The 20,638-nt window shown below is 71.0% G+C and carries 18 protein-coding genes; 6 read left to right on the forward strand and 12 right to left on the reverse strand.

Features of this window, described 5'->3' with window-relative positions; translation table 11 throughout:
- Positions 1–3: 3 nt before the first annotated feature.
- The 3 genes from BM424_RS03970 to hutH are packed head-to-tail and all read right to left on the reverse strand — an operon-like array spanning position 4 to position 4,363.
- The gene (locus BM424_RS03970; RefSeq protein ID WP_093413735.1) at positions 4–1,188 is read right to left on the reverse strand and encodes an allantoate amidohydrolase; all 1,185 of its coding nucleotides are present in this window, start codon (positions 1,186–1,188) and stop codon (positions 4–6) included.
- Positions 1,185–2,831, reverse strand: coding sequence for a urocanate hydratase (gene hutU, locus BM424_RS03975; RefSeq protein ID WP_093413736.1), 1,647 nt, complete (start codon positions 2,829–2,831; stop codon positions 1,185–1,187). Before hutU ends, BM424_RS03970 begins: the two co-directional genes overlap by 4 nt.
- A complete protein-coding gene (gene hutH / locus BM424_RS03980; RefSeq protein WP_093413738.1) occupies positions 2,828–4,363 on the reverse strand; it encodes a histidine ammonia-lyase in 1,536 nt (511 codons plus the stop codon). The genes hutU and hutH overlap by 4 nt, the downstream gene beginning before the upstream one ends.
- A 77-nt stretch (positions 4,364–4,440) precedes the next feature.
- On the opposite strand from hutH, the gene BM424_RS03985 reads away from it, so the two are divergent.
- Positions 4,441–5,223, forward strand: a complete 783-nt coding sequence (locus tag BM424_RS03985) for an IclR family transcriptional regulator (protein WP_093414634.1) — start codon at positions 4,441–4,443, stop codon at positions 5,221–5,223.
- Between the two features lie 16 nt (positions 5,224–5,239).
- Here the strand turns inward: BM424_RS03985 and BM424_RS03990 are convergent, their stop codons facing one another.
- From BM424_RS03990 to BM424_RS04005, 4 genes are read right to left on the reverse strand one after another with little or no spacing between them, the layout of a single operon-like run.
- The gene (locus tag BM424_RS03990; protein WP_093413739.1) at positions 5,240–6,118 is read right to left on the reverse strand and encodes an ABC transporter substrate-binding protein; all 879 of its coding nucleotides are present in this window, start codon (positions 6,116–6,118) and stop codon (positions 5,240–5,242) included.
- Positions 6,115–6,798 carry an ABC transporter permease gene (locus BM424_RS03995; protein ID WP_093414635.1) on the reverse strand — a complete coding sequence of 228 codons (684 nt, stop codon included), beginning with the start codon at positions 6,796–6,798 and terminating at the stop codon, positions 6,115–6,117. Before BM424_RS03995 ends, BM424_RS03990 begins: the two co-directional genes overlap by 4 nt.
- A complete protein-coding gene (locus BM424_RS04000) occupies positions 6,795–7,436 on the reverse strand; it encodes an ABC transporter permease (RefSeq protein ID WP_093413741.1) in 642 nt (213 codons plus the stop codon). Before BM424_RS04000 ends, BM424_RS03995 begins: the two co-directional genes overlap by 4 nt.
- The gene (locus tag BM424_RS04005) at positions 7,433–8,515 is read right to left on the reverse strand and encodes an ABC transporter ATP-binding protein (protein WP_093413742.1); all 1,083 of its coding nucleotides are present in this window, start codon (positions 8,513–8,515) and stop codon (positions 7,433–7,435) included. Before BM424_RS04005 ends, BM424_RS04000 begins: the two co-directional genes overlap by 4 nt.
- 243 nt (positions 8,516–8,758) lie before the next feature.
- On the opposite strand from BM424_RS04005, the gene BM424_RS04010 reads away from it, so the two are divergent.
- On the forward strand, positions 8,759–10,267 hold the full coding sequence (locus BM424_RS04010; protein ID WP_342742587.1) for a bis-aminopropyl spermidine synthase family protein: 1,509 nt from the start codon (positions 8,759–8,761) through the stop codon (positions 10,265–10,267).
- A 50-nt stretch (positions 10,268–10,317) separates the two neighbouring features.
- Here the strand turns inward: BM424_RS04010 and BM424_RS04015 are convergent, their stop codons facing one another.
- Positions 10,318–13,098, reverse strand: coding sequence for a bifunctional diguanylate cyclase/phosphodiesterase (locus tag BM424_RS04015; RefSeq protein ID WP_093414637.1), 2,781 nt, complete (start codon positions 13,096–13,098; stop codon positions 10,318–10,320).
- Between the two features lie 375 nt (positions 13,099–13,473).
- Positions 13,474–14,664, reverse strand: a complete 1,191-nt coding sequence (locus tag BM424_RS04020; protein WP_093414638.1) for an NAD(P)-dependent malic enzyme — start codon at positions 14,662–14,664, stop codon at positions 13,474–13,476.
- A gap of 498 nt (positions 14,665–15,162) precedes the next feature.
- Between BM424_RS04020 and BM424_RS04025 the strand changes: the two genes are divergently transcribed.
- A complete protein-coding gene (locus BM424_RS04025) occupies positions 15,163–15,774 on the forward strand; it encodes a dTDP-4-dehydrorhamnose 3,5-epimerase family protein (RefSeq protein ID WP_093413745.1) in 612 nt (203 codons plus the stop codon).
- 66 nt (positions 15,775–15,840) lie between these two features.
- On the opposite strand, the gene BM424_RS04030 is transcribed toward BM424_RS04025, so the two are convergent.
- Positions 15,841–16,155 carry a S24 family peptidase gene (locus BM424_RS04030; RefSeq protein ID WP_093414640.1) on the reverse strand — a complete coding sequence of 105 codons (315 nt, stop codon included), beginning with the start codon at positions 16,153–16,155 and terminating at the stop codon, positions 15,841–15,843.
- 79 nt (positions 16,156–16,234) lie between these two features.
- Here BM424_RS04030 and sodN point away from each other — a divergent pair, with 79 nt between their 5' ends.
- Positions 16,235–16,642 (forward strand): superoxide dismutase, Ni, encoded by a 408-nt coding sequence (gene sodN, locus BM424_RS04035; protein WP_093413746.1) that lies wholly within the window; start codon positions 16,235–16,237, stop codon positions 16,640–16,642.
- 525 nt (positions 16,643–17,167) lie between these two features.
- On the opposite strand, the gene BM424_RS04040 is transcribed toward sodN, so the two are convergent.
- Positions 17,168–17,845 carry a DsbA family protein gene (locus BM424_RS04040; RefSeq protein WP_245775591.1) on the reverse strand — a complete coding sequence of 226 codons (678 nt, stop codon included), beginning with the start codon at positions 17,843–17,845 and terminating at the stop codon, positions 17,168–17,170.
- Between the two features lie 365 nt (positions 17,846–18,210).
- Positions 18,211–18,486: a hypothetical protein gene (locus BM424_RS04045; protein ID WP_093414641.1), complete on the reverse strand. Its 276-nt coding sequence runs from the start codon at positions 18,484–18,486 to the stop codon at positions 18,211–18,213.
- A 480-nt stretch (positions 18,487–18,966) separates the two neighbouring features.
- Here BM424_RS04045 and BM424_RS04050 point away from each other — a divergent pair, with 480 nt between their 5' ends.
- Positions 18,967–20,292: a hypothetical protein gene (locus BM424_RS04050; RefSeq protein WP_217649617.1), complete on the forward strand. Its 1,326-nt coding sequence runs from the start codon at positions 18,967–18,969 to the stop codon at positions 20,290–20,292.
- Entirely contained in the window at positions 20,289–20,561 is a 273-nt protein-coding gene (locus BM424_RS04055) for a hypothetical protein (RefSeq protein WP_093413750.1), read from the forward strand. The genes BM424_RS04050 and BM424_RS04055 overlap by 4 nt, the downstream gene beginning before the upstream one ends.
- Positions 20,562–20,638: the final 77 nt, after the last annotated feature.

The following is a 20,638-nucleotide window of genomic DNA, read 5'->3' on the forward strand; positions in this document are numbered from 1 at the left end:
CCCTCACCCCGCCAGCTCGGCCAGGACGCGGGCCAGGGCATGGGAACCTTCCTCGCAATCCTCGGCGGTCGCGTGCTCTTCGGGAGCGTGGCTGATGCCGGTGGGGTTGCGCACGAACAGCATCGCCGTCGGTGTCTCGGCGGCGAGCACGCCCGCGTCGTGGCCGGCACCGGTGGGCAGGGTCGGTGCGTCGCCGAGGACGGTGCGCAGCCGGTCGCGCAGCGTCGGGTCGAAGTGGACGGTGTCGCCGAAGGACTCCTCGACGACGTCGACGTGGCAGCCTTCCTGAGCGGCGAATTCCCTCGCCTGACCGGCCAGGTCGTCGACCAGGGCCCGCGCGTCGCGGGGTGCCCGGGCGTCGAGGTGAACGTCCACCGCGGACGCGATGACGTTGGTGCCGCCCGGGGTGGGGACCAGCCGGCCGACGGTGGCGCGGCCGTCCCGCGTCGCGGCGGCCGCGTCGCGGGCGGCGAGGACGAGCCGGGCGGCGGGAATCATCGGGTCGTTGCGGTCGTCGATGAGGGTGGCGCCCGCGTGGTTTCCCTGGCCGCGGAACCGGAACCGCCACCTGCCGTGTCCGAGGATCGAGTCGGCGACCGCGATCGGCCGGTTCAGGTCGATCAGTCCCTTGCCCTGTTCGACGTGCAGTTCCACGAAGGCCGCGATGCGCCCGAGAGCATCGTCGTCGCGGCCGATGCGGGCCGGGTCCGCGCCGAAGGAGCCCATCGCTTCGGCGAAGGTGAGCCCGTCGGAGTCGCGCAGGCCGCGGGCGCGGTCCGGGTGGATGGTTCCCGTCATCAACCGCGACCCGAGGCACGGCACGCCGAACCGGCCGCCTTCCTCCTCGGAGAACACGACCAGCGCCAGCGGTGCGCGCGGCCGGAACCCGCGTTCCCGCAGCAGGTCCACGGCTTCCAGGGCGCTGACCACGCCGAGCGGGCCGTCGAAGGCGCCGCCGCCGGGCACCGAGTCGAGGTGGCTGCCGGTGACGACCGCGCCCGGTCCCGGGTTTCCCCACCAGGCCCAGATGTTGGTGTTGGCGTCGGTTTCCACCGCGAGCCCGCGCCGCTCGGCCTGCTCGACGAACCACTCCCGCAGGTGGCGTTCGGCGTCGTCGAAGACGTGCCGCGAGTAGCCGCCGCGACGCCGGTCCGCGCCGATGCCGGCGAGGTCGTCCAGCCCGCTCATCGGCCCACCAGCGGGGTCCGCACGCCGCGCTGCGCCGCGACTTCCTCGGCGCGTTCGTATCCGGCGTCGACGTGCCGGATCACCCCCATGCCCGGGTCGTTGGTGAGGACGCGTTCCAGTTTGCGGGCGGCGAGTTCGGTGCCGTCGGCGACCGTGACCTGACCGGCGTGCAGGGAACGTCCCATGCCGACGCCGCCGCCGTGGTGCAGCGAGACCCAGGTGGCGCCGGACGCGGTGTTGACGAGGGCGTTGAGCAGCGGCCAGTCGGCGACGGCGTCGGAGGTGTCGGCCATGGCTTCGGTCTCGCGGTAGGGGGAGGCGACCGAGCCGCAGTCGAGGTGGTCGCGTCCCAGCACGACGGGGGCGGCGAGTTCACCGGAGGCGACCATCTCGTTGAACCGCAGGCCCGCGGCGGCGCGTTCGCCGTAGCCGAGCCAGCAGATCCGGGCGGGCAGGCCGTGGAAGGGAACCTTCCTGTCAGCCAGCCGCAGCCAACGGGCCAAGTGCTCGTCGTCGCCGAAGAGTTCCAGCACGGCCCGGTCGGTCTTGGCGATGTCGGCGGGGTCGCCGGACAGCGCCGCCCAGCGGAAGGGACCTTTTCCTTCGCAGAACAGCGGCCGGATGTAGGCGGGGACGAAGCCGGGGTAGGCGAAGGCCCGGTCGTATCCGGCGAGTTGGGCTTCGCCGCGCAGCGAGTTGCCGTAGTCGAAGACTTCGGCGCCGGCGTCGAGGAATCCGACCATCGCTTCGACGTGCCGGGCCATGGATTCGCGCGCGCGGGTGGTGAACTCGTCGGGTTTGCGGGCGGCGTAGTCGGCCCAGTCGTCGAGGTCCACGCCGAGCGGGAGGTAGGACAGCGGGTCGTGGGCGGAGGTCTGGTCGGTGACGATGTCGGCGGGCACGCCGCGTCGCAGCATCTCGGGCAGCAGGTCGGCGGCGTTGCCGATGACGGCGACCGAGTGGGCGCGGCGGTCTCGCTTGGCGGCGGCGGCCTTGTCGATGGCCTCGTCGAGGGTGTCGGCGACTTCGTCGAGGTAGCCCTGGCGGGCGCGGCGGTGGGCGCGTTCCGGGTCGCATTCGACGACGAGCGCGGCGCCTTCGTTCATGGTGATCGCCAGCGGTTGCGCGCCGCCCATGCCGCCGAGCCCGGCGGTGATGGTGAGGGTGCCCGCGAGCGTTCCGCCGAAGCGCTTGGCGGCGATGGCCCCGAACGTCTCGTAGGTGCCTTGGAGGATCCCTTGGGTGCCGATGTAGATCCAGGAGCCTGCGGTCATCTGGCCGTACATCATCAGGCCGAGTTCGTCGAGGCGCCGGAATTCGCTCCAGTTCGCCCAGTCGCCGACGAGGTTGGAGTTGGCGATGAGCACGCGCGGCGCCCATTCGTGGGTGGTCAGGACGCCGACGGGTTTTCCGGACTGCACCAGCAGCGTCTCGTCGTCGCGCAGCGCGGTGAGTTCCCGGACGAGTGCGTGGTAGCTGGCCCAGTTGCGGGCGGCTTTGCCGGTCCCGCCGTAGACGACGAGGTCGTGGGGGCGTTCGGCGACGTCGGGGTCGAGGTTGTTCTGCAGCATCCGCAGCGGTGCCTCGGTGCTCCAGCTGCGCGCGGTCAGGGTCGTGCCGCGCGGGGCTCGCACGTCGGTCATCGGTCCCTCCCTGTTTCGGCGGCGGCGAGGACGTCGCCGTGGCGGATGAGTTCTTCGGCGGCGGCGATCTCGGGGGCGATGTGGCGGTCGGGTCCTGGTCCGGGCACGCGGGTGCGGAGCAGGTCGCGGACGGCGCCGGTGGCGGGCCCGGGTTCCAGGGGTGCGCGCAGGTCGAGGGCGCGTGCGGCGGTGAGCAGTTCGACGGCGAGCACGGTGGTGAGGCCGTCGACGGCGCGGCGGAGTTTGCGGGCGGCGGCCCAGCCCATGGACACGTGGTCTTCCTGCATGGCGCTGGTGGGGATGGAGTCGACGGAGGCCGGTGCGGCGAGGCGTTTGAGCTCGGAGACGATCCCGGCCTGGGTGTAGTGGGCGATCATGTGGCCGGAGTCGACGCCGGGGTCGTCGGCGAGGAAGGCCGGGAGCCCGTGGGAGCGGGCGACGTCGAGCATCCGGTCGGTGCGCCGGTCGCAGATGCTGGCCATGTCGGCGAGCGCGATGGCCAGGAAGTCCAGGACGTAGCCGAGGGGTGCGCCGTGGAAGTTGCCGTTGGATTCGATGCGCCCGTCGGGCAGGACGACGGGGTTGTCGATGGCGGCGGCGAGTTCGCGGTCGGCGACGGTTTCGGCGTGGCCTGCGGTGTCGCGGGCGGCGCCGTGGACCTGCGGGGAGCAGCGCAGCGAGTAGGCGTCCTGGACGCGCGGGCAGTCGGGGCCGCGGTGGCTGGCGACGATGGGTGAGCGTGACAGGAAGGCGGCCATCCTCGCGGCCGAGACGGCTTGGCCGGGGTGCGGGCGGAGCGCCTGCAGGTCGGCGGCGAAGGGCCGGTCGGTGCCGAGGAGGGCTTCGACGCTCATGGCGGCGGTGAGGTCGGCGACGTCGATGAGGTCGCCGATGTCGTGCAGGGCGAGCACGAGCATCCCGAGCATGCCGTCGGTGCCGTTGGTGAGGGCGAGGCCTTCTTTCTCGGCGAGGGCGACGGGGGTGATTCCGGCGTCGGCGAGGGCGTCGGCGGCGGGTCGCCGGTGTCCTTCGGCGTCGAGGACGTCGCCTTCTCCGGTGAGCGCGAGGGCGACGGTGGCCAGGGGTGCGAGGTCGCCGGAGCAGCCGAGCGAGCCGTGCTCGCGGACGAGGGGGACGATGCCGGCGTTGAGCGCGGCGGCGAGGGCGTGGGCGGTTTCGGGTCGGACGCCGGTGCGGCCGGTGGCGATGGTGTGCAGGCGCAGCAGCATCTGGGCGCGCACGACTTCGGGTTCGACGATGTCGCCTGCTCCGGCGGCGTGGGAGCGGACGAAGGACTGCTGCAAGGCCGCCCTTCTGTCACGGGGGATGTGGCGGACGGCCAGGGCTCCGAAGCCGGTGGAGACGCCGTAGACGGGTCGTTCCTCGGCTGCCAGGGCGTCGATGTGCTTGCGGGTGGCGGCGATGCCCTGTTCGGCGAGTTCGCTGAGCCGCACCGGGGTTCCGCCGCGCGCGACGGAGACGACCTCGGCGCGTGTGAGCGGCTGCGGGCCGATGAACAACTCGGTGTGCATGTCTCCATCCCAACTCGCGGAAGCTCCTGGCAGAAGCCCTGATGGTGGGTCTGTGTCTGGGATGCCAGACTCGGTGGGTGGGTGAGAGCAGCGATGTGCCCGCGTTGCGGCGGGGGTTGGCGATCTTGCGCGCGTTGGCCGGTCGGCCGGGTCCGGTGTCGGCGGGGGTGTTGGCCCGCGAGCTGGATTTGCCGAGGTCGACGACGTATCACCTGCTGGCGGAGTTGGTGGCGGGTGGTTTTGTGGTGCACCTGCCGGAGGAGCGCCGGTACGGGCTGGGTGTGGCGGTGTTCGAGTTGGGGTCGGCGTACGTGCGGCACGATCCGCTGGAGAGGTTGGCGGGGCCGGTCTTGCGGCGGTTGGTGGATCGGGTGGGGCGCACGGCGCAGCTCGGGGTGTTGCGCGGGGGCGAGCTGCTGTACCTGATCAAGGAGCGTCCTTCGCAGCCGCAGACCCTGGTGACCGATGTGGGTGTGCGGTTGCCGGCGCAGCTGCCCGCGTCGGGGAGGGCGATGTTGGCGCATCTTCCGGCGGCTCAGGTGCGCGCGATGTTCCCTTCCTCCGAGCGGTTCGTGCTGCGCACGGATCGGGGGCCGCGGAGCCTGCCGGAGTTGCGGCGGTTGCTGGCCGAGGAGCGGCGCCGGGGTTGGGCGGTGGAGGACGGGGTGATCACGGCGGGGTTCGCGTCGGTGGCGTGCCCGGTTTTCGATCACACGGCGCGTCCGCTCGCGGCGATCGCGGTGACGTTCCGCCACGACTGCGAGGGGCCGGGGTGCGGGGAGACGTGGCCGAACCTGGCAGGCGAGGTGGGGCGTGCGGCCGCTGAGCTGACGTCGCGGATCAGCGGCCGCACGGGGTGATTCGGTCGTCGGCGGGTCAGAGGCCGACGGTGGAGATGAATTCCTTGGCGACGTCGGCGGGGTTGGCCTTGTCGACTTCGAGTCGCTTGTTGAGCTCGGTGAGCTTGTCGGTGGTCAGCGCCCGGGAGACCTTGTTGAGGACGTCGGCTTGGGGTGGGGTGAGCTTGCCCTTGCCCGCGAGGGGGACGACGTTCTGGGCGGGGAACATGTTCTTCGGGTCGTCGAGTTTGACGAGGCCGTTGCTCGCGATCTGGGACGAGGTGGTGAACAGGTTGGCGACCTGGATCTCGCCGGCGGTGAGCGCGTTGACGGTGATGGTGCCGGCTTCGACGCTGCGGATTTCCTTGAAGGTGCAGCCGTAGTCGCGGGCGATGGTGGTTTCCCACCGGGATTTCCACTCGGCGGGGGCGCCGAGGACGAGTTCGCCGCAGCGGGGTCCGAGGTCGGTCATCGAGTGCAGGCCGCTGTCGGCGGTTGCGCGGGTGACGGTGAGGACGTCGGAGTCCTCGGCGGGTGATTGTTCGAGCAGTTCCATGTCGGGTCCGACCTTGGTGCCGAGCTGGTCGTAGACCTGCTGGGATTCGGTGGTGGTCGAGGCCGGGTCGAGGAATTGCAGGAGGTTGCCGGTGTATTCGGGGACGAGGGTGAGTTCGCCGTTGCGGACGGCGTTGACGTAGAACTCGCGGGCGCCGATGCGGGGTCGGGTCTGCACGTCGGTGCCGGTCGTCTTGAGGGCTTCGGCGTAGATGTGCATGAGCAGTTCGCTCTCGGCGAAGTCCGCGGAGCCGATGACGACCTGCCCGCCCTGGGCCTTGTTGGCTTCCAGCGGGTCTTGCGTTCCGCAGCCGGTGAGCAGCAGGGCCGCGGTGGCGGCCAGTGCCAGGAGTCGTTTCATCGGTCGTTTCCTCCTCGTCGGGCGGCCAGGGTCAGACCGCGTGGCACCACGAGCCGGGTGAGTCCAGCCAAGGCCAGGTCGAGTAGGACGGCCAGCACCGCGATGACGATCGCGGCGGAGGCCATCTGCGCGTAGTCGCTGATCTTGAGCCCGTCCAGCAGGATGCGTCCGAGTCCGCCGAGTCCGACGTAGGCGGCGACGGCGGCGGTGGCCACGACCTGCAGCATCGCGCTGCGGATGCCGCCGAGCACCAGCGGCAGGGCGGTCGGCAGCTCCACCTGCCACAGCACTTGGGCGGGTCGCATGCCCATTCCCCTGGCGGCGTCGACGGCGTCGGCGGGCGCGTTGCGCACGCCCGCGTAGGCGCCGGAGAGGATCGCCGGGATCGCGAGGATCACCAGTCCGGCGAGGGCGGGTGTGACGCCGAGCCCGAATCCGAGGACGAGCAGGGTGACGACGCCGAGCGTGGGCAGCGCCCGCATCGCGTTGCCGAAGGCCACCACGAGCACCGAGCCCCGCCCGGTGTGTCCGATGTAGACGCCGAGGGGGATGGCGATGAGGGCGGCGACGAGGACGGACAGGACGCAGTAGTAGAGGTGCAGCAGCGTTTGCGCGGGGATGCCGTCCGCGCCGCGCCAGTGGGCGGGGTCGGTGAGCCACGCGATCATCTCGCCGATCATGACCGCGCCCACGGGGTCGCGAGCCGCCACAGCAGCACGAGCAGGAGGTCGACGATCAGGGCGAGCAGGAGGGTGAGCACGATGCCGATGACGATCTGCTCGGGGTAGTCGCGCTGGAATCCGTCGGTGAACAGCCGTCCCAGACCGCCGATGCCGACGAGGGCGCCGACGCTGACGAGGCTGATGTTGCTCACCGACGCGACCCGCACGGCCGCGGCGAGCACCGGCACGGCCAGCGGGAGCTCGACGGCGAGGAGCCGCCTGCCGGGCCGGTACCCCATGGCGGTGGCGGCGGCGACGATGTGGCCGGGCACCGAGTCCAGGGCGTCGCGCACCGGCCGCACCAGCAGCGCCGCGGTGTAGAGGGTGAGGGCGATGATGACGTTGAGCGGGGACAGCAGCGGGGTTCCCATCAGCCCGGGCAGGATCACGAACAGCGCCAGGGACGGGATGGTGTAGAAGACGTTGGCGATGTTCTGCAGGGCTTCGCGGAGCCAGCCGACGCGTTGCGCGAGGCGTCCGAGCGGCAGGGCGAGCAGCACGCCGAGCAGCAGCGGCAGCAGCGACAGGTAGAGGTGCTGGCCGAGCTGGGTGATCACCAGTTCGCGGTTGCTGGGCGACTCGAAGAAGTCGATCATGTCGCCGCCCGCTGCCGGTCGAGCGCCGACAGCACCTCGTCGGCGGTGACGACCCCGATCGCGCCGCCGTCGCGGTCGACGACGACCCCGAGCCCGGACGGCGCGGACAGCGCCGCGTCGAGGGCGCCACGAAGGTTCCCCTGCTCCGCGTGCAGCGATCCTCCCGCCACCAGGTGCTGCTCGTCGAGCGCGTCGCCGGGGCCGGAGTCCGGGGGCAGCCAGCCGCGAGGACGGTTCCCCTCATCCACCGCGAGCCGCCAGTCGTGCGAGGAAGGGAACCTTTCTCCCACCCGCACGGTCGGGACCGGGTGGGGGCGCAGGCTGGTGGAGTCCACGAAGGACAGCCTGCGGTAGCCGCGGTCGCGGCCGACGAAGGTCGTCACGAAGTCGTCGGCGGGGGCGGCCAGCAGGTCGTCGGGGCGGGCGTACTGGGCGAGGTGCCCGCCTTGGCGCAGGACGGCGACCTTCTCGCCGAGCTTGATGGCCTCGTCGATGTCGTGGGTGACGAACAGGACGGTTTTGCCCAGCTCGTCCTGCAGCCGCAGCAGCTCGTCCTGCAGTCCTTCGCGGACCACGGGGTCGACGGCGCTGAAGGGTTCGTCCATGAGCAGCACCGGCGGGTCGGCGGCCAGGGCGCGGGCGACTCCGACGCGCTGCTGCTGCCCGCCGGACAGCTGCGCCGGGTACCGCTTGCCGAGGTCGGCGGGCAGCCCGACGAGGTCGAGGAGCTCGCCGGCGCGGTCGCGGGCGGCGCGGCGGGTTTCCCCGGCGAGCAGCGGGACGGTGGCGATGTTGTCGACGACGGTGCGGTGCGGGAACAGCCCGGCCTGCTGGATGACGTAGCCGATGCCGCGGCGCAGCTGCGCGGGGTCGCGGTCGCGCACGTCGGTGCCGTCGACGGACACGGTGCCCGATGAGGGCTCGATCATGCGGTTGACCATGCGCATGAGGGTCGTCTTGCCGCAGCCGGACGGGCCCACCAGCACGGTGATGGTTCCCGTCTCGACGGACAGGCTGAGCTCTTCGACGGCGACGGTGCCGTTCGGGTACTGCTTCCGGACGGCCTGGAACTCGATCAAGCGAGCCCCCCTCTCGCGCGGGTCCCCAGTCGCGGCCGACGATAGCCCGAGGTGTCACTCGCCGCGATCTCCCGAGATCGATGCGTGACCTGCTCCCATGATGCGGGAGTCCCCTGCTCGGTGAACCCTGCGCGGTGACAGGAACGTTCCCGTGCTCGCGTTCGGGCACCGATTAGGCTGTGCATTCCCATGGACAACGCCCCGAATTCCAGCGCCCCGTCTTCCGCTCCCCCGATCGATGCCGTGCGCGAGCTGCGCGCCGAGCACGGACTGCTGGGTCAGCACGTGCGTCGCGTGCTCGCCGAGCTCACCACCGCCCCGCGTTCGCTGGACGAGCTGATCCGCCGCACCGGGGTGTCCCGCCGCACGGTCGAGCAGGTGCTCGCCGCGGCCGGTGACGACGTCGAGGAGCGGGCGGGTGCGTTGCGCATCAAGGACTCCCTTCTCTCGCTCTACCGGCGGGAGCTGGATCTCGACGCGTTGCCGGTGGCGTGCGCGGAAGGCGACCTCGATGCCGAGGCGCTGGAGGTGATGGCCGGTTTCGTGGCGTCCGGGCCGCGTCCGGAGTCGGCGCTGGACCACGTGACGGCCACGCCGGAAACGGCGCTGCGGCGGGCGATGTGGCTGCGCGACCACTACGACCTGGACGGCCGCAAGGTGCTGTGCCTGGGCGACCACGACCTGACGTCGCTGGCGCTGGCGCTGGTGGCGCCCTCGGCCGAGGTGCGGGTGGTGGATCTGGACGAGCGGGTGCTGCGGCACATCGACTCGGTCGCCGCCGAGCGCGGTTTCCCCGTCGTCACCACGCACGCCGACCTGCGGTTCGGGTTGCCGCCGGCGCTGGAGGGCTGGGCCGACGCGGTGTTCACCGACCCGCCCTACACCCCGGAGGGCATCGGCCTGTTCGCCGCGCGGGCCGCCGAGTGCCTGGCGGGGGCCACCAGCCGCATGTTCCTGGCCTACGGCTGCAGCCCGCGCACCCCGGCGCTGGGATGGAAGGTCCAGCAGGAGCTGCTGCGCCTGGGTTTCGCGTTCGAGGCGATCCTGCCGCAGTTCAACCGCTACTACGGTGCGCAGGCCATCGGCAGCGCCAGCGACCTGTACGTGTGCCAGCCGACGCCGCGCACCCGCAAGCTCGCGTCGCGCCAGGACCAGGCGATCTACACGCACGGCCCGCAGTCGGTGGAGGCCTCGGGTGACACGCCGGAGTCCATGCCGCAGGCCGCGGCGGAGCGTCTCGGGGAGCCGGTCGCCGAGCTGCGGCGGGCGGGCTGGGCGCGGCCGGTGCGCGAGCCGGGTCCGGTGGCGTTCGACCTGCGGGCCGATCCGGGGCCGTGGCTGCTGCGGATGCTGCTGGCGTGCGGTGCGCGGAAGGTGGCCTTCGTCGTGGGCAACAACCACCCGGACGTGACCAGCGAGCGCGCCCAGTCCGAACTGCGCGAGCTGGTGGCGGCGAAGTACCGGTTGACGCTGCACCGCAGCGTCCCGGACGGCAAGCACGCGATCGTGGTCGCCGAACGCGCGGACGAGCGGGAGGGCGCCGAGGCGGCGGCCGGGTTCGTGCTGCAGCGCGCCCACGGCAAGCTGGGCAACGTCTGGCGCGAGGCGCTCATCGCGGCTTCCGGTGAGCTCACCAAGCGGCAGGCGCGGGAGAAGGTCGCCGAACTCGCACCGCACTCGCGGGACCTGGAGCTGCGTTTGATCGACCTGCCGCGGCACCGCATCGCCGACGTGCTGCGCGCGATGCGCTGAAGCCCGGCCAGCGAGGGCTCGCTGGTCGGGGGCTCGTCAGCGGGGCCGGGTCACGGGGTGGCGAGCGGCCCGTCGGCGAGCATCTCGCGGAACTTCTCCGCGGGGACCGCGCCGGAGAACAACCAGCCCTGGTAGGACTCGACGCCGACGCCGCGCAGCAGCCGGAACTGGGTGGCGTCCTCGACTCCTTCGGCGACGCACTGCCGGTCCATGGCGTAGGCCATGTCGACGACGGCGCGGGCGACGGCGAAGTCGGAGGCGTCGCCGCCGACCCCGGCGACGAACCGCCGGTCGACCTTGATGATCTGCGCGGGCAGGTCCTTCAGGCGCGCCAGCGACGAGTAGCCGGTGCCGAAGTCGTCGACGGCGAACCGCACGCCGCGGGAGACGAGCTCGCCCATCTCGTGGCGGGTGCGGGAGGGCAGGTCGACCAGCGAGGTCTCGACGAGTTCGAGGATCACCCGGTCCCAGGCGATGCCGGTCTCGGCGACGATGTCGGCGACGGAGTCGACGAAGTCGGGGCCGCCGGGCACGAGTCCGGCGAGGTTGACCGCGATGCTGACGGGCCTGCCGTTGCGGACGGGCCACGAGGCGGCTTCGCGCAGCGCGGTGCGCAGCACCCACCGGTCGAGTTCGCGCAGCAGGTCGCCTTGTTCGGCGACGGGCAGGAACGCGTCGGGCGAGAGCATGCCGCGTTCGGGGTGCGGCCAGCGGATGAGGGCCTCGGCGCTGACGACGGTGCCTTCGGCGTCGACGACGGGCTGGTAGTGCAGGGCGAGTCCGTCGTTGCTGAGCGCTTCGCGCAGCTGTCCTTCGAGGTGGAGCTGGCGGTCGGCGGCGGCCATGAGGGCGGGGCTGGCGAGCGAGACCTTGCCGGTGCCGCGGCGCTTGGCCTCGAACATGGCGGCGTCGGCGAAGCGCAGCAGGTCTTCGCCGCCGGCGCCGGAGCCGTTGGGCACGGCCGCGCCGATCGAGGACGACACCCGCACCAGCTGGCCGTGCACGGGCACGGCGGTGCGCAGCAGCGCGGAGACGCGGGTGGCGAGGTGGTCAACGCCGCCGCAGGCCTCGACGTCGGAGCAGATGATGACGAACTCGTCGCCGGAGAGCCGGGCGGGGGTGCAGCCTTCGGGGAGGCCGCCTTCGAGGCGCCGCGCCAGGGCGACGAGCAGTTCGTCGCCCGCGTCGTGGCCGAGGGAGTCGTTGACCCGCTTGAAGTTGTCGATGTCGCAGAACAGCACGGCGATGCCGGGTGAGTCGGCGCGTCCCAGCAGGCGGCCGAGCAGGTCCTTGACGGCGGTGCGGTTGGGCAGGCCGGTCAGGTCGTCGTGGGTGGCCTGGTAGCGCAGCGCTTCGGCGGCGCGGCGGCGTTCGGTGATGTCCTGGAACACCACGAGCCAGAACTCGGTGCCGTCGTCCTGCACGGAGCTGGAGGTGTGCAGTTCGCAGTAGACGGGTTCGCCGTCGGCGCGGACCATGACGCGCTGCGGTGCGCGGCGCCGGAACCCGGAGGGTTCGTCGGGCGCGGGCAGGCTGGGGTCGGGTTCGTCGGGGTGGGTGATGTCGCGGATGCTGAGGCCGCGCATCTGGTCGAGCCGGTATCCGAGGAGTTCGCAGAGGGCTTCGTTGGCGTTGACGAGCCGTTCGGTGCGGTCGAACAGGCCGATGCCGACGGGGGTGATGTTGACCAGGTCGGAGAAGCGCTGGCTGGAGCGTTCCATCCGGGTGACGACGGCCCGCTGTTCGGTGACGTCCTGGGCGGTGCCGACGAGGAGGTCGCGGCCGTCGGCGTCGGCGATGCGGGTGCCGTGGATGCGCAGGATGCGGGTGCTGTCGGGGGTGCGCTGGTAGCGGTGTTCGATCTCGACCTGTTCGCCGTGCTCGATGAGGGGCCGCCAGGCTTGGCGCACCCATTCGCGGTCGTCGGGGTGGACGCGGTCGAGGTAGCGGTCGAAGGTGCCGGTGCTGCTGACGGGCTGGCCGAGGATCTCGTAGAGCATGCTCGACAGGCGCATCACGTTGGTGCGCGGGTCGACTTCCCAGGTGCCGAGGCGGGCGATGCGCTGGGCGTCCTGGAGCCGGCGGCGTTCGTCGCGGAGCTGCCGTTCGAGCGCGCGGTGTTCGGTGACGTCCTGGACGGTGCCCTGCACGCGGACGATCTGCCCGGCGCGGTCGTACTCGGCGCGGCCGGTGCACAGGAAGATGCGGGTGCCGTGGAGGTTGCGGAGCTCGGTTTCGAGGAGTTCGCCTTCGGCGGCGTTGAGCACGTCGGCGTAGAACTGGGCGGCGCGGTCGCGGTCGTCGGGGTGGGTGGTGGAGATCATCGCGGTGACGTCGTCGGCGTGGTCGGCGCCGCCCGCGCCGAGGAATTCCGCGAGCAGCGGGCTGCGGTAGATGGCGCCGGTGTCGGGGTAGTAGACCCAGCTGGCGACCTTGGCGAGGCGTTGTGCGTCGATGAGCCAGTAGCGCTCTTCGGAGTCGCGCGGGCCGCCGGTCGCGTCGGGGCCGGTCTCGGTGAGGTCGGAGACGTCGACGAGCAGGGTGACCTGCAGCGCGTCGTCGTCGGGGTGGGGCCAGGTCTGGAGTCGCACGGGGGTGCGGCCGGTGGCGCCGATGAGCCAGGTCTCGCGGCCTTCGCGTTCGACGAGGTCGGCGAGCTTGCTGCCGACGAGTGCCCCGGGTTCGTCGTGCCCGGTCAGGGTGGCGGCCTGCTTGGTGGCCGCGACGACGAGGCCGTCTTCGGCGCTGAGCAGCGCCGGTGCGTCCGGTAGTGACAGGCCGTGCACGCGCGGGGTGCCGGCCAGGCCGAGACCACCGGGTGTCGGTGACATCCGGTTCCGCTCGCTCCGCTCGGTCAACTGCACCCCTCCTGCGTTGCAGCCGCGCAACGGCCGTCCACTCCGGCCCGATGGCCCCCGAACACCCCACCACCGAGTGATGCGCGCCACAGCGAGTCGTATCGCAGACCCTACCGTTCCGCGCACGGCCGGTACCGCCGTGGTGCCGGGACCACCTGAGGCCCGTTCCCTGAAGAGGTGACAGCCTTCGCCCGACATGATGACGCCGACCGCCGAATCTTTCTGAATCCGGTTCCCGGCCGCCATCGACGAGTGGGGCCGGGAGAGCCCTCGAGGACTCTCCCGGCCCCACTCGATGCCGGTGTAGAACCTACCGCCGATCCACCGACCGGCGACAGGGTTCGTTGATCACGCGGTGGCCACACCTTCGGCACGAGCCGCCTTCGCCACGGCCGCGCTGACCTCCGGGGCGACCCTCGGGTCCAGCGGCGAGGGCACGATGTAGTCGGCGCTGAGGTCGTCGGCGGCGACGGCCGCGATGGCCTCGGCCGCGGCGACCTTCATGCCGTCGGTGATGCGCCGCGCTCCCGCGTCCAGCGCGCCCTTGAAGATGCCGGGGAACGCCAGGACGTTGTTGATCTGGTTCGGGAAGTCGCTGCGCCCGGTGGCCACGACCGCCGCGTACTTGCCGGCGATCTCCGGGTGGATCTCCGGGTCGGGGTTGGACAGCGCGAAGATGATCGAGTCGGGCGCCATGGAGGCCACCTGCTCCTCGGGGACCTGCCCGATGGAGACGCCGATGAACACGTCGGCGCCGCGCATCGCCTCGGCGGGGCCGCCGCTGATGCCGCGCGGGTTGGTGAACTCGGTGAGCTCCTGCTTGATCGGGGTGAGCCCGTCGCGGTCGGCGCTGATGACGCCGCGCGAGTCGAGCACGATGATCTCGCCGACGCCCGCGGTGTGCAGGATCTTCGCGCAGGCGACACCGGCGGCGCCGGCGCCGGAGATGACCACCTTGAGCGACCCCAGCTCGCGGCCGGAGACGCGGGCGGCGTTGCGCAGCGCGGCCAGCACGACGACGGCGGTGCCGTGCTGGTCGTCGTGCATGACCGGGCAGTCGAGGGCCTCGGTGACGCGGCGCTCCAGCTCGAAGCAGCGCGGCGCGGAGATGTCCTCCAGGTTCACCGCGCCGAACGAGGGGCGCAGCCGGACCAGCGTCTCCACGATCTCGTCGACGTCGTTGGTGTCCAGGACCAGCGGGATCGAGTCGAGCCCGGCGAAGGTCTTGAACAGTGCGGACTTGCCCTCCATGACCGGCAGCGAGGCCTTCGGCCCGATGTCGCCGAGACCGAGCACGGCCGACCCGTCGCTGACCACGGCGACGAGCCGCTGCGTCCAGGTGTAGCGGTCGGCCAGGGCGGGATCGCTGGCGATCGCCCGGCTGACCTGCGCCACTCCGGGGGTGTACGCAATCGACAGGTCGCGCGCGCTGTCGAGCGGGGCGGTCACCGCAGCGGTGAGTTTGCCCCCTTCGTGCGCGGCGAAGATCTCTTCGTGGGTCAGCTCGGCACCGATTCCATTGGCGGTGCCCTCGTTCATGGTGGTCACGGCGTCCCTCCTGTTGCCATGCCTGCGACCCGAGCACAATTCGAGCCGGGCGGATGCGACCTTCGAGCGGTCGCTTTCGACGCCGACTTCCCGGGCGTACCGGAGAAGTGGACGTCTTTCGAAATACCGATACCGGCCATCCTGTTCGGACAGCGGCTCGGCGGACGCTGCGGTTCGGTTAGTGTGCCAGCCCCGCGAGAGCATGTCAGCGACAGGGATCACACGCTCGACCAGCAAAAAGGCGAGAATTTTACGGAACAGGACAGTACGCGCGTCATATTTTCCGCGTGCGGAATGCAGTACGTACGTCCGGTTTGCAATTCGCGGTTATGCGGGACATCCGTGCGGTTCTCGCATCTGAATCGAAACTGTTCACAAAAGCGCGGTGGACTACCTCGTGTTTTCCGCGATGCGATCCGAGCAAGGGAACCTTCCTGTCACCGCCGCCCCGTCGCGGGAACCGGAGATCACGCCTCCTAGGCTCGGCGCGTGCAGGTACGTCGACTTGAGATCACCGGGGCGTTCGAATTCACCCCGAAGGCTTTCCCGGATCACCGGGGGCTGTTCGTCGCCCCCTTCCAAGGGGACGCGTTCACCGAAGCCACCGGGCACCCGATGCGCCTGGGGCAGACCAACCACAGCGTCTCGGCCCGCGACGTCATCCGCGGCGTGCACTTCGCCGACACCCCTCCGGGCCAGGCCAAGTACGTCTACTGCCCGCAGGGCTCCCTGCTGGACGTGATCGTCGACGTCCGCGTCGGCTCCCCCACCTTCGGCCGCTGGGAGGCGATCCGCCTCGACTCCACCGAGTACCGCGCCGTCTACCTCGCCGAAGGCCTCGGGCACGCGTTCCTCGCCCTCACCGACAACACGGTGATGACCTACCTGTGCTCCACCGGCTACAACCCCTCCGGCGAGCACGGCATCAACCCGCTCGACCCCGAGCTCGACCTGCCCTGGGCCGCGGAGCTGACCGGCGAACCGATCCTGTCGGCGAAGGACCGCGACGCCCCGACCCTCGCCGAAGCGAAGGCCGACGGCCTCCTCCCCGACTTCGCCACCTGCCTCGCCCACTACGAGTCGCTGCGGTCGGCGACGTGAGCATGGGAACCTTCCTGTCACGCCCGAGGTGACGCCACCGGGGCGGTGACAAGAAGGTTCCCTTCCTCAGCGCACGCGCCCCGGCGAGGGCCACAACCGCCACCGCACCACGCCCAGCACCTGAGCCGGGCCGAGGTCGCGGGAGTCGGTGGAGCCGAAACCGTTGTCGCCCTCCACGTGCCAGCCGCCGTCTTCGCGGCGCACCGCGCGCTTGACCGACAGCTGTTCGGGGCGCTGCTGCCACCGCACGAGCACGACGTCACCCGGACGGGCAACGTCTCCGGTGCGGAACAGCACCACGTCCTGGTCCCGAAGAGTGGGAACCATCGACGGTCCGCGCACCCGCAACCGGCGCAACGGCCACGGTCCGAGTGTTTTCACCGGCACCTCCAGTAGGACGACGAGGATCTTCAAGAGTAGGGTCGGCCCCGTCGGAGCACTCACCTGTCAGGGAGGAAACATGCGACTCCTGTCGCGCATCCTCGGCCCCCGTCTTGAGGCGACCGCGCACTGCGACCTTCCGTGCGGCGTTTACGACCCCGCGCAGGCGCGGATCGAGGCGGAGTCGGTCAAGGCGGTCCAGGAGAAGTACCAGGCCAACGAGGACCCGGAGTTCCGCACTCGCGCGATCATGATCGCCGAGCAGCGCTCCGAGTTGGTCAAGCACCACCTCTGGGTGCTGTGGACCGACTACTTCAAGCCGCCGCACTTCGAGAAGTACCCGCAGCTGCACGAGCTGGTCAACAAGGCCACCAAGGCTGCCGGCGCCACCGGCACCAAGGGCTCGATGGACCCGGCCAAGGGCCAGGAGCTGCTGGACTACATCGCCGAGATCGACAAGATCTTCTGGGAGACCAAGAAGGGCTGAGGTAGTCCGCCCGAACACGGCGCCGGCCGGCGAGAGCTTCTCTCGCCGGCCGGCGTCTTTTTTTGCCCTGCGAGACGGCCCGGTCCCGAGTGGAGGGTCGAGGCGAGGCGAGAGCGACGCGCTACCGCGCCCTCTCGTCGAGCGCGCACGCATGAGGACGCCCGCCGGCGAAGTGCTCTCACCGGCGGGCGTCCTCATGTCCGCACGACCTCGCCTCCGGGGCGTCACCCGCCGAGTGCGGTGTTCCGGCCGAAACCCGCGCCGCCGTCCAGAAGGGAGCGCCTGGCCGCGGCGTGGTGGGGAGGTTTCAGCGGGAACGTCGCCCGCCCGCGGCGGTGACAGGAAGGTTCCCCTCCCCGCAACCGGCGCGGGCCGGAGACGACCTTCGCGGTCGGCGGAGCGCCCCGAACGCGACCTTCATCTGCGCGGTGGCCAGGCGGCCGAGCGCCAGTGCGAGGAAGGTTCCCATGCGCACGTCACCGCCCGGTGTGGATGAAGGTCGCCTTTCGCGGGCCATCGGGGTGGTCATCGGCTCAGCTCCTCCTCCACGCGTGCGCGGAAGGCGTCGTTGACCTCGGCGAAGGTGCGGGCCTCGTCGGGTTCGAAGCGGGTGCCGTTGATGAACAGCGTCGGGGTCGACTGCACGTCGGCCGCTCCCGCGTCGGCGGCGTCTCCGTCGATGCGGGCCTGCACCTGCGGGGAGGCGACGTCGGAGCGGAACTTGCCGAGGTCGAGGCCGAGCGCTTGCGCGTACTGCTCGAACAGGCGGGTGGCCTTGGCCGTGTCGGCGCTGCTCCGGCCGTCGCCGCCGACCGCCCACGCGCCGTAGTGGTCGTAGAGGGCGTGGTGGTACTCGGCGAACCGGCCCTGCATCGCGGCCGCCTCGGCGGCACGGGCGGCCGGCTGGGCCAGCGGGTGATCGTCGAGCGGGTTGTTGCGGACCACGAAGGTGACCCGGCCCGCGTAGTCGGACTCGATCCGCTTGGTGAGGGCGCGGTAGTACTCGCGGCAGGCGGAGCACTGGTAGTCCAGGAACTCCACGACGGTGACCTTGCCGTCGGCCGCAGTGGTCAGCGCGTGGCTGTCGGGCCGGTGCAGCACCTCGGCGGAAGCGGTGCCGCTGTCGCCGCTGCCGCCGCGGGCGAACAGCAGCGCTCCTCCGATCGCGACCACCGCGACGATCAGCACTCCCAGGGTGAGCATCGTGTTGGTGGACGTTCCGCGTTTTTCCGCTAAGGGAGTCTCGTTGTTCGACATCGGTATTTTCACCTTCGAGGCTGGTGAGCCGTCCGCGTTGTCGGGGCGGCGCGGACGGGCGAGGAGTTCGAGGAATTGAGGTGGGCGAACGAATTCGTTCGACTCACCGGTAGCGACCCCGGGGTGGCGTTTTATCCGGCACCCCCGGGAACACGCGAAGTCGGGGCGCGGAATCGTCCCCGCACCCCGACTCGCGTCGAATCCCGCGGTGTTCGCCGATCAGCCAGTGCGATTCTGATCAACGAGAAGGACCGCCGGGGAGAACCGGAAGGCGCGAGCTCTCCCCGGCGGCCTCGTGCGCGAATTCAGCCTCAGTGACCGGAAACCGCGGCCGGGGCGCAGGTCATGCCGTCAGACGGGTTGTTGGACCCCAGACCCAGGGAGCCGAGCAGCCCCGGGGTGCCCTCAGCGGTGTGCGCGTGGCAGGCCGACAGAGCGGTCGTGCCGTGGTCAACGCCGCCGCCGTAGGCGGGGCCACCGGCAGCGCCGCCGCCGTTGCCGACGATCGGCACGACCGACAGCACGGCACGCTCCGGCAGCAGCTCACCGGCGACCTGGTTGACCTCTTCGTTGCTGAAAGTACGCACGAACAACATTCCTTTCATCGTTCCCCCTCAACCCCGATGACGGGGTCAGGAATTTCACCTCGCCAGCCGTTCGGCGAAGGCGGGGAATTTCTATCCGACCAAATCCGCAATTCGCATCCTTCCCGCGCCCCCTACCTCCGATCGAGGGAGGCATTCGTGCCTGAACCGACGCCCGGCTCAGCGACCCTCTCGGCGCGGCGAAAAACAAATGTCAACCGCCGCTAATTGTTCCGGCAAGATCACACTTGTTTGTCCGAACTAAATCAGGACCGGTCTTACCGAAATCGCCGGGACGCGGGTTCGAGAAATGCGTCATCCGATTCGGGGAACAGCGCGATGCGATCCGCGAGAACGCGGATTCGTCTTTTACGTTACGGCCGACGCGCGGCCGCCGCAGGAATTGTCGTTCCGCGAAGAAAAGAACGCGGCCGCCACCAACGCGAGACCCCGGAGAGCACCATCGACACCCCGACCCTCGACGTGGCCGACACGCGCCCGCTCCGGCGCCTGCCCGCTCCCGTGCCGAGGCTGCTGGACGGCGTGGAACCCGTCGGCGAACTGCGCGGCTCCGGCTACCGGGAACCGCCGCAGCTCGTGCGCCGCGCCGACGGCGAGCTGGTCCGGCTGCCGTGGCTGCTGCACTCGATCATCGAGGTGCTGCAGGACCGCCCGCCCGGCAAGTGGGCCAGCCCCGACGTCGAGCTGCCGCGCCTGGCGGCCGTCCTGCTGGAGCGCTGCGACGTCCTGCTGCGACCCGAGCAGCTGGCGCACCTGATCGACCACAAGCTCGCCCCGCTCGGCCTGACGACCTTCAGCGACGGCTCCACGCCGCGAGTTGAGCGGAAGAGTCCCTTCCTCGCACTGCGGTTCAAGCTCGGCGTCTTCGGTGAGGGGACGACCTGGTTCATCGCCGGCCTGTTCAGTTGGCTGTTCCACCCGCTGGTGATGACCGGCGTCCTCACCGCGACCTTCATGTGCGAGGGATGGGTCCTGCTCACCCAGGACCTCGGCGCCGCGATGCGATCGACCCTCGGCGAGCCGGTCAACGTCCTGCTGGTGCTGCTGCTGGCGCTGGTGTCGACGACGTTCCACGAGTTCGGCCACGCCGCCGCCTGCCGCTACGGCGGCGCGCGACCGGGCGTCATGGGGTGCGGCATCTACGTGGTGTGGCCGGCGTTCTACACCGACATCACCGACTCCTACCGGCTCGACCGGGCCGGGCGGCTGCGCGCCGACCTCGGCGGCGTGTACTTCAACGGCCTGGTCGTGGTCGTGCTGACGCTGCTGTACCTGCGCACCGGCTTCGAACCGCTGCTGGTGATCGTGCTGGCCACGAACCTGGAGATCGTCCAGCAGCTGCTGCCGACGCTGCGGTTCGACGGCTACTACATCATGGCCGACCTCGTCGGCGTGCCCGATCTGTACAAGTACATCGGGCCGATCCTGCGCCAGACGTTCCTGCGGCAGCCCCAGCACGAGCAGCTGAAGGTCCTGCGCCGGTGGCCGCAGCTGATGGTCTCGGCGTGGGTGCTGCTGGTGGTCCCGGCCCTGATCGTCCAGTTGGGACTGATCGCGTTCCAGCTGCCCGGTCTGCTGGAGACCATCGGCACCTCGATCCACGACCTGGCGGGCCGGCTCTCCGGCCCCGACCTGGACGTCCTCACCGTCACCGCCGGTGCGCTGCAGATCCTGTTCATGCTGCTGCCGGTGGCCGGACTGGCGCTGATGCTGTGGCTGCTGCTGCGGGCATTGCTGCGCCGAGTCCTGCGACCCCGTTCCCGCGCACACCAGGAGGAGAACCCGTGATCTCCCGGATCAGCGACCACGAGATCGACGCGCTCCACGGCGAGCCGCTGCCCCCGCGCACGGCGCTGTCGAGCGTGATCAACCCGCTCGCCCCCGGCGGCGAGACGATCACGTCCGGCGGCGACGACCCGGGCACCACCGTCGCCTACGCCTGCCAGTACCAGCAGGACCCGGGCCCGCCCGCGCTGCTGGCCTCGCTCGGCCTGGCGCCGACCACCCCCGGCCACACGATGACGTGCGTGCCGGCGGCCATCGCCTCCGAGCACTGAGCCGCGCGCCGGCCGGTGTGGTCCGCCGGCCGGCGCGCTCTCCGGATCATGCGAGGTCACCGGCCCGCTCGTAGTCT

The organism is Saccharopolyspora flava (assembly GCF_900116135.1).
Lineage (GTDB): Bacteria > Actinomycetota > Actinomycetes > Mycobacteriales > Pseudonocardiaceae > Saccharopolyspora > Saccharopolyspora flava.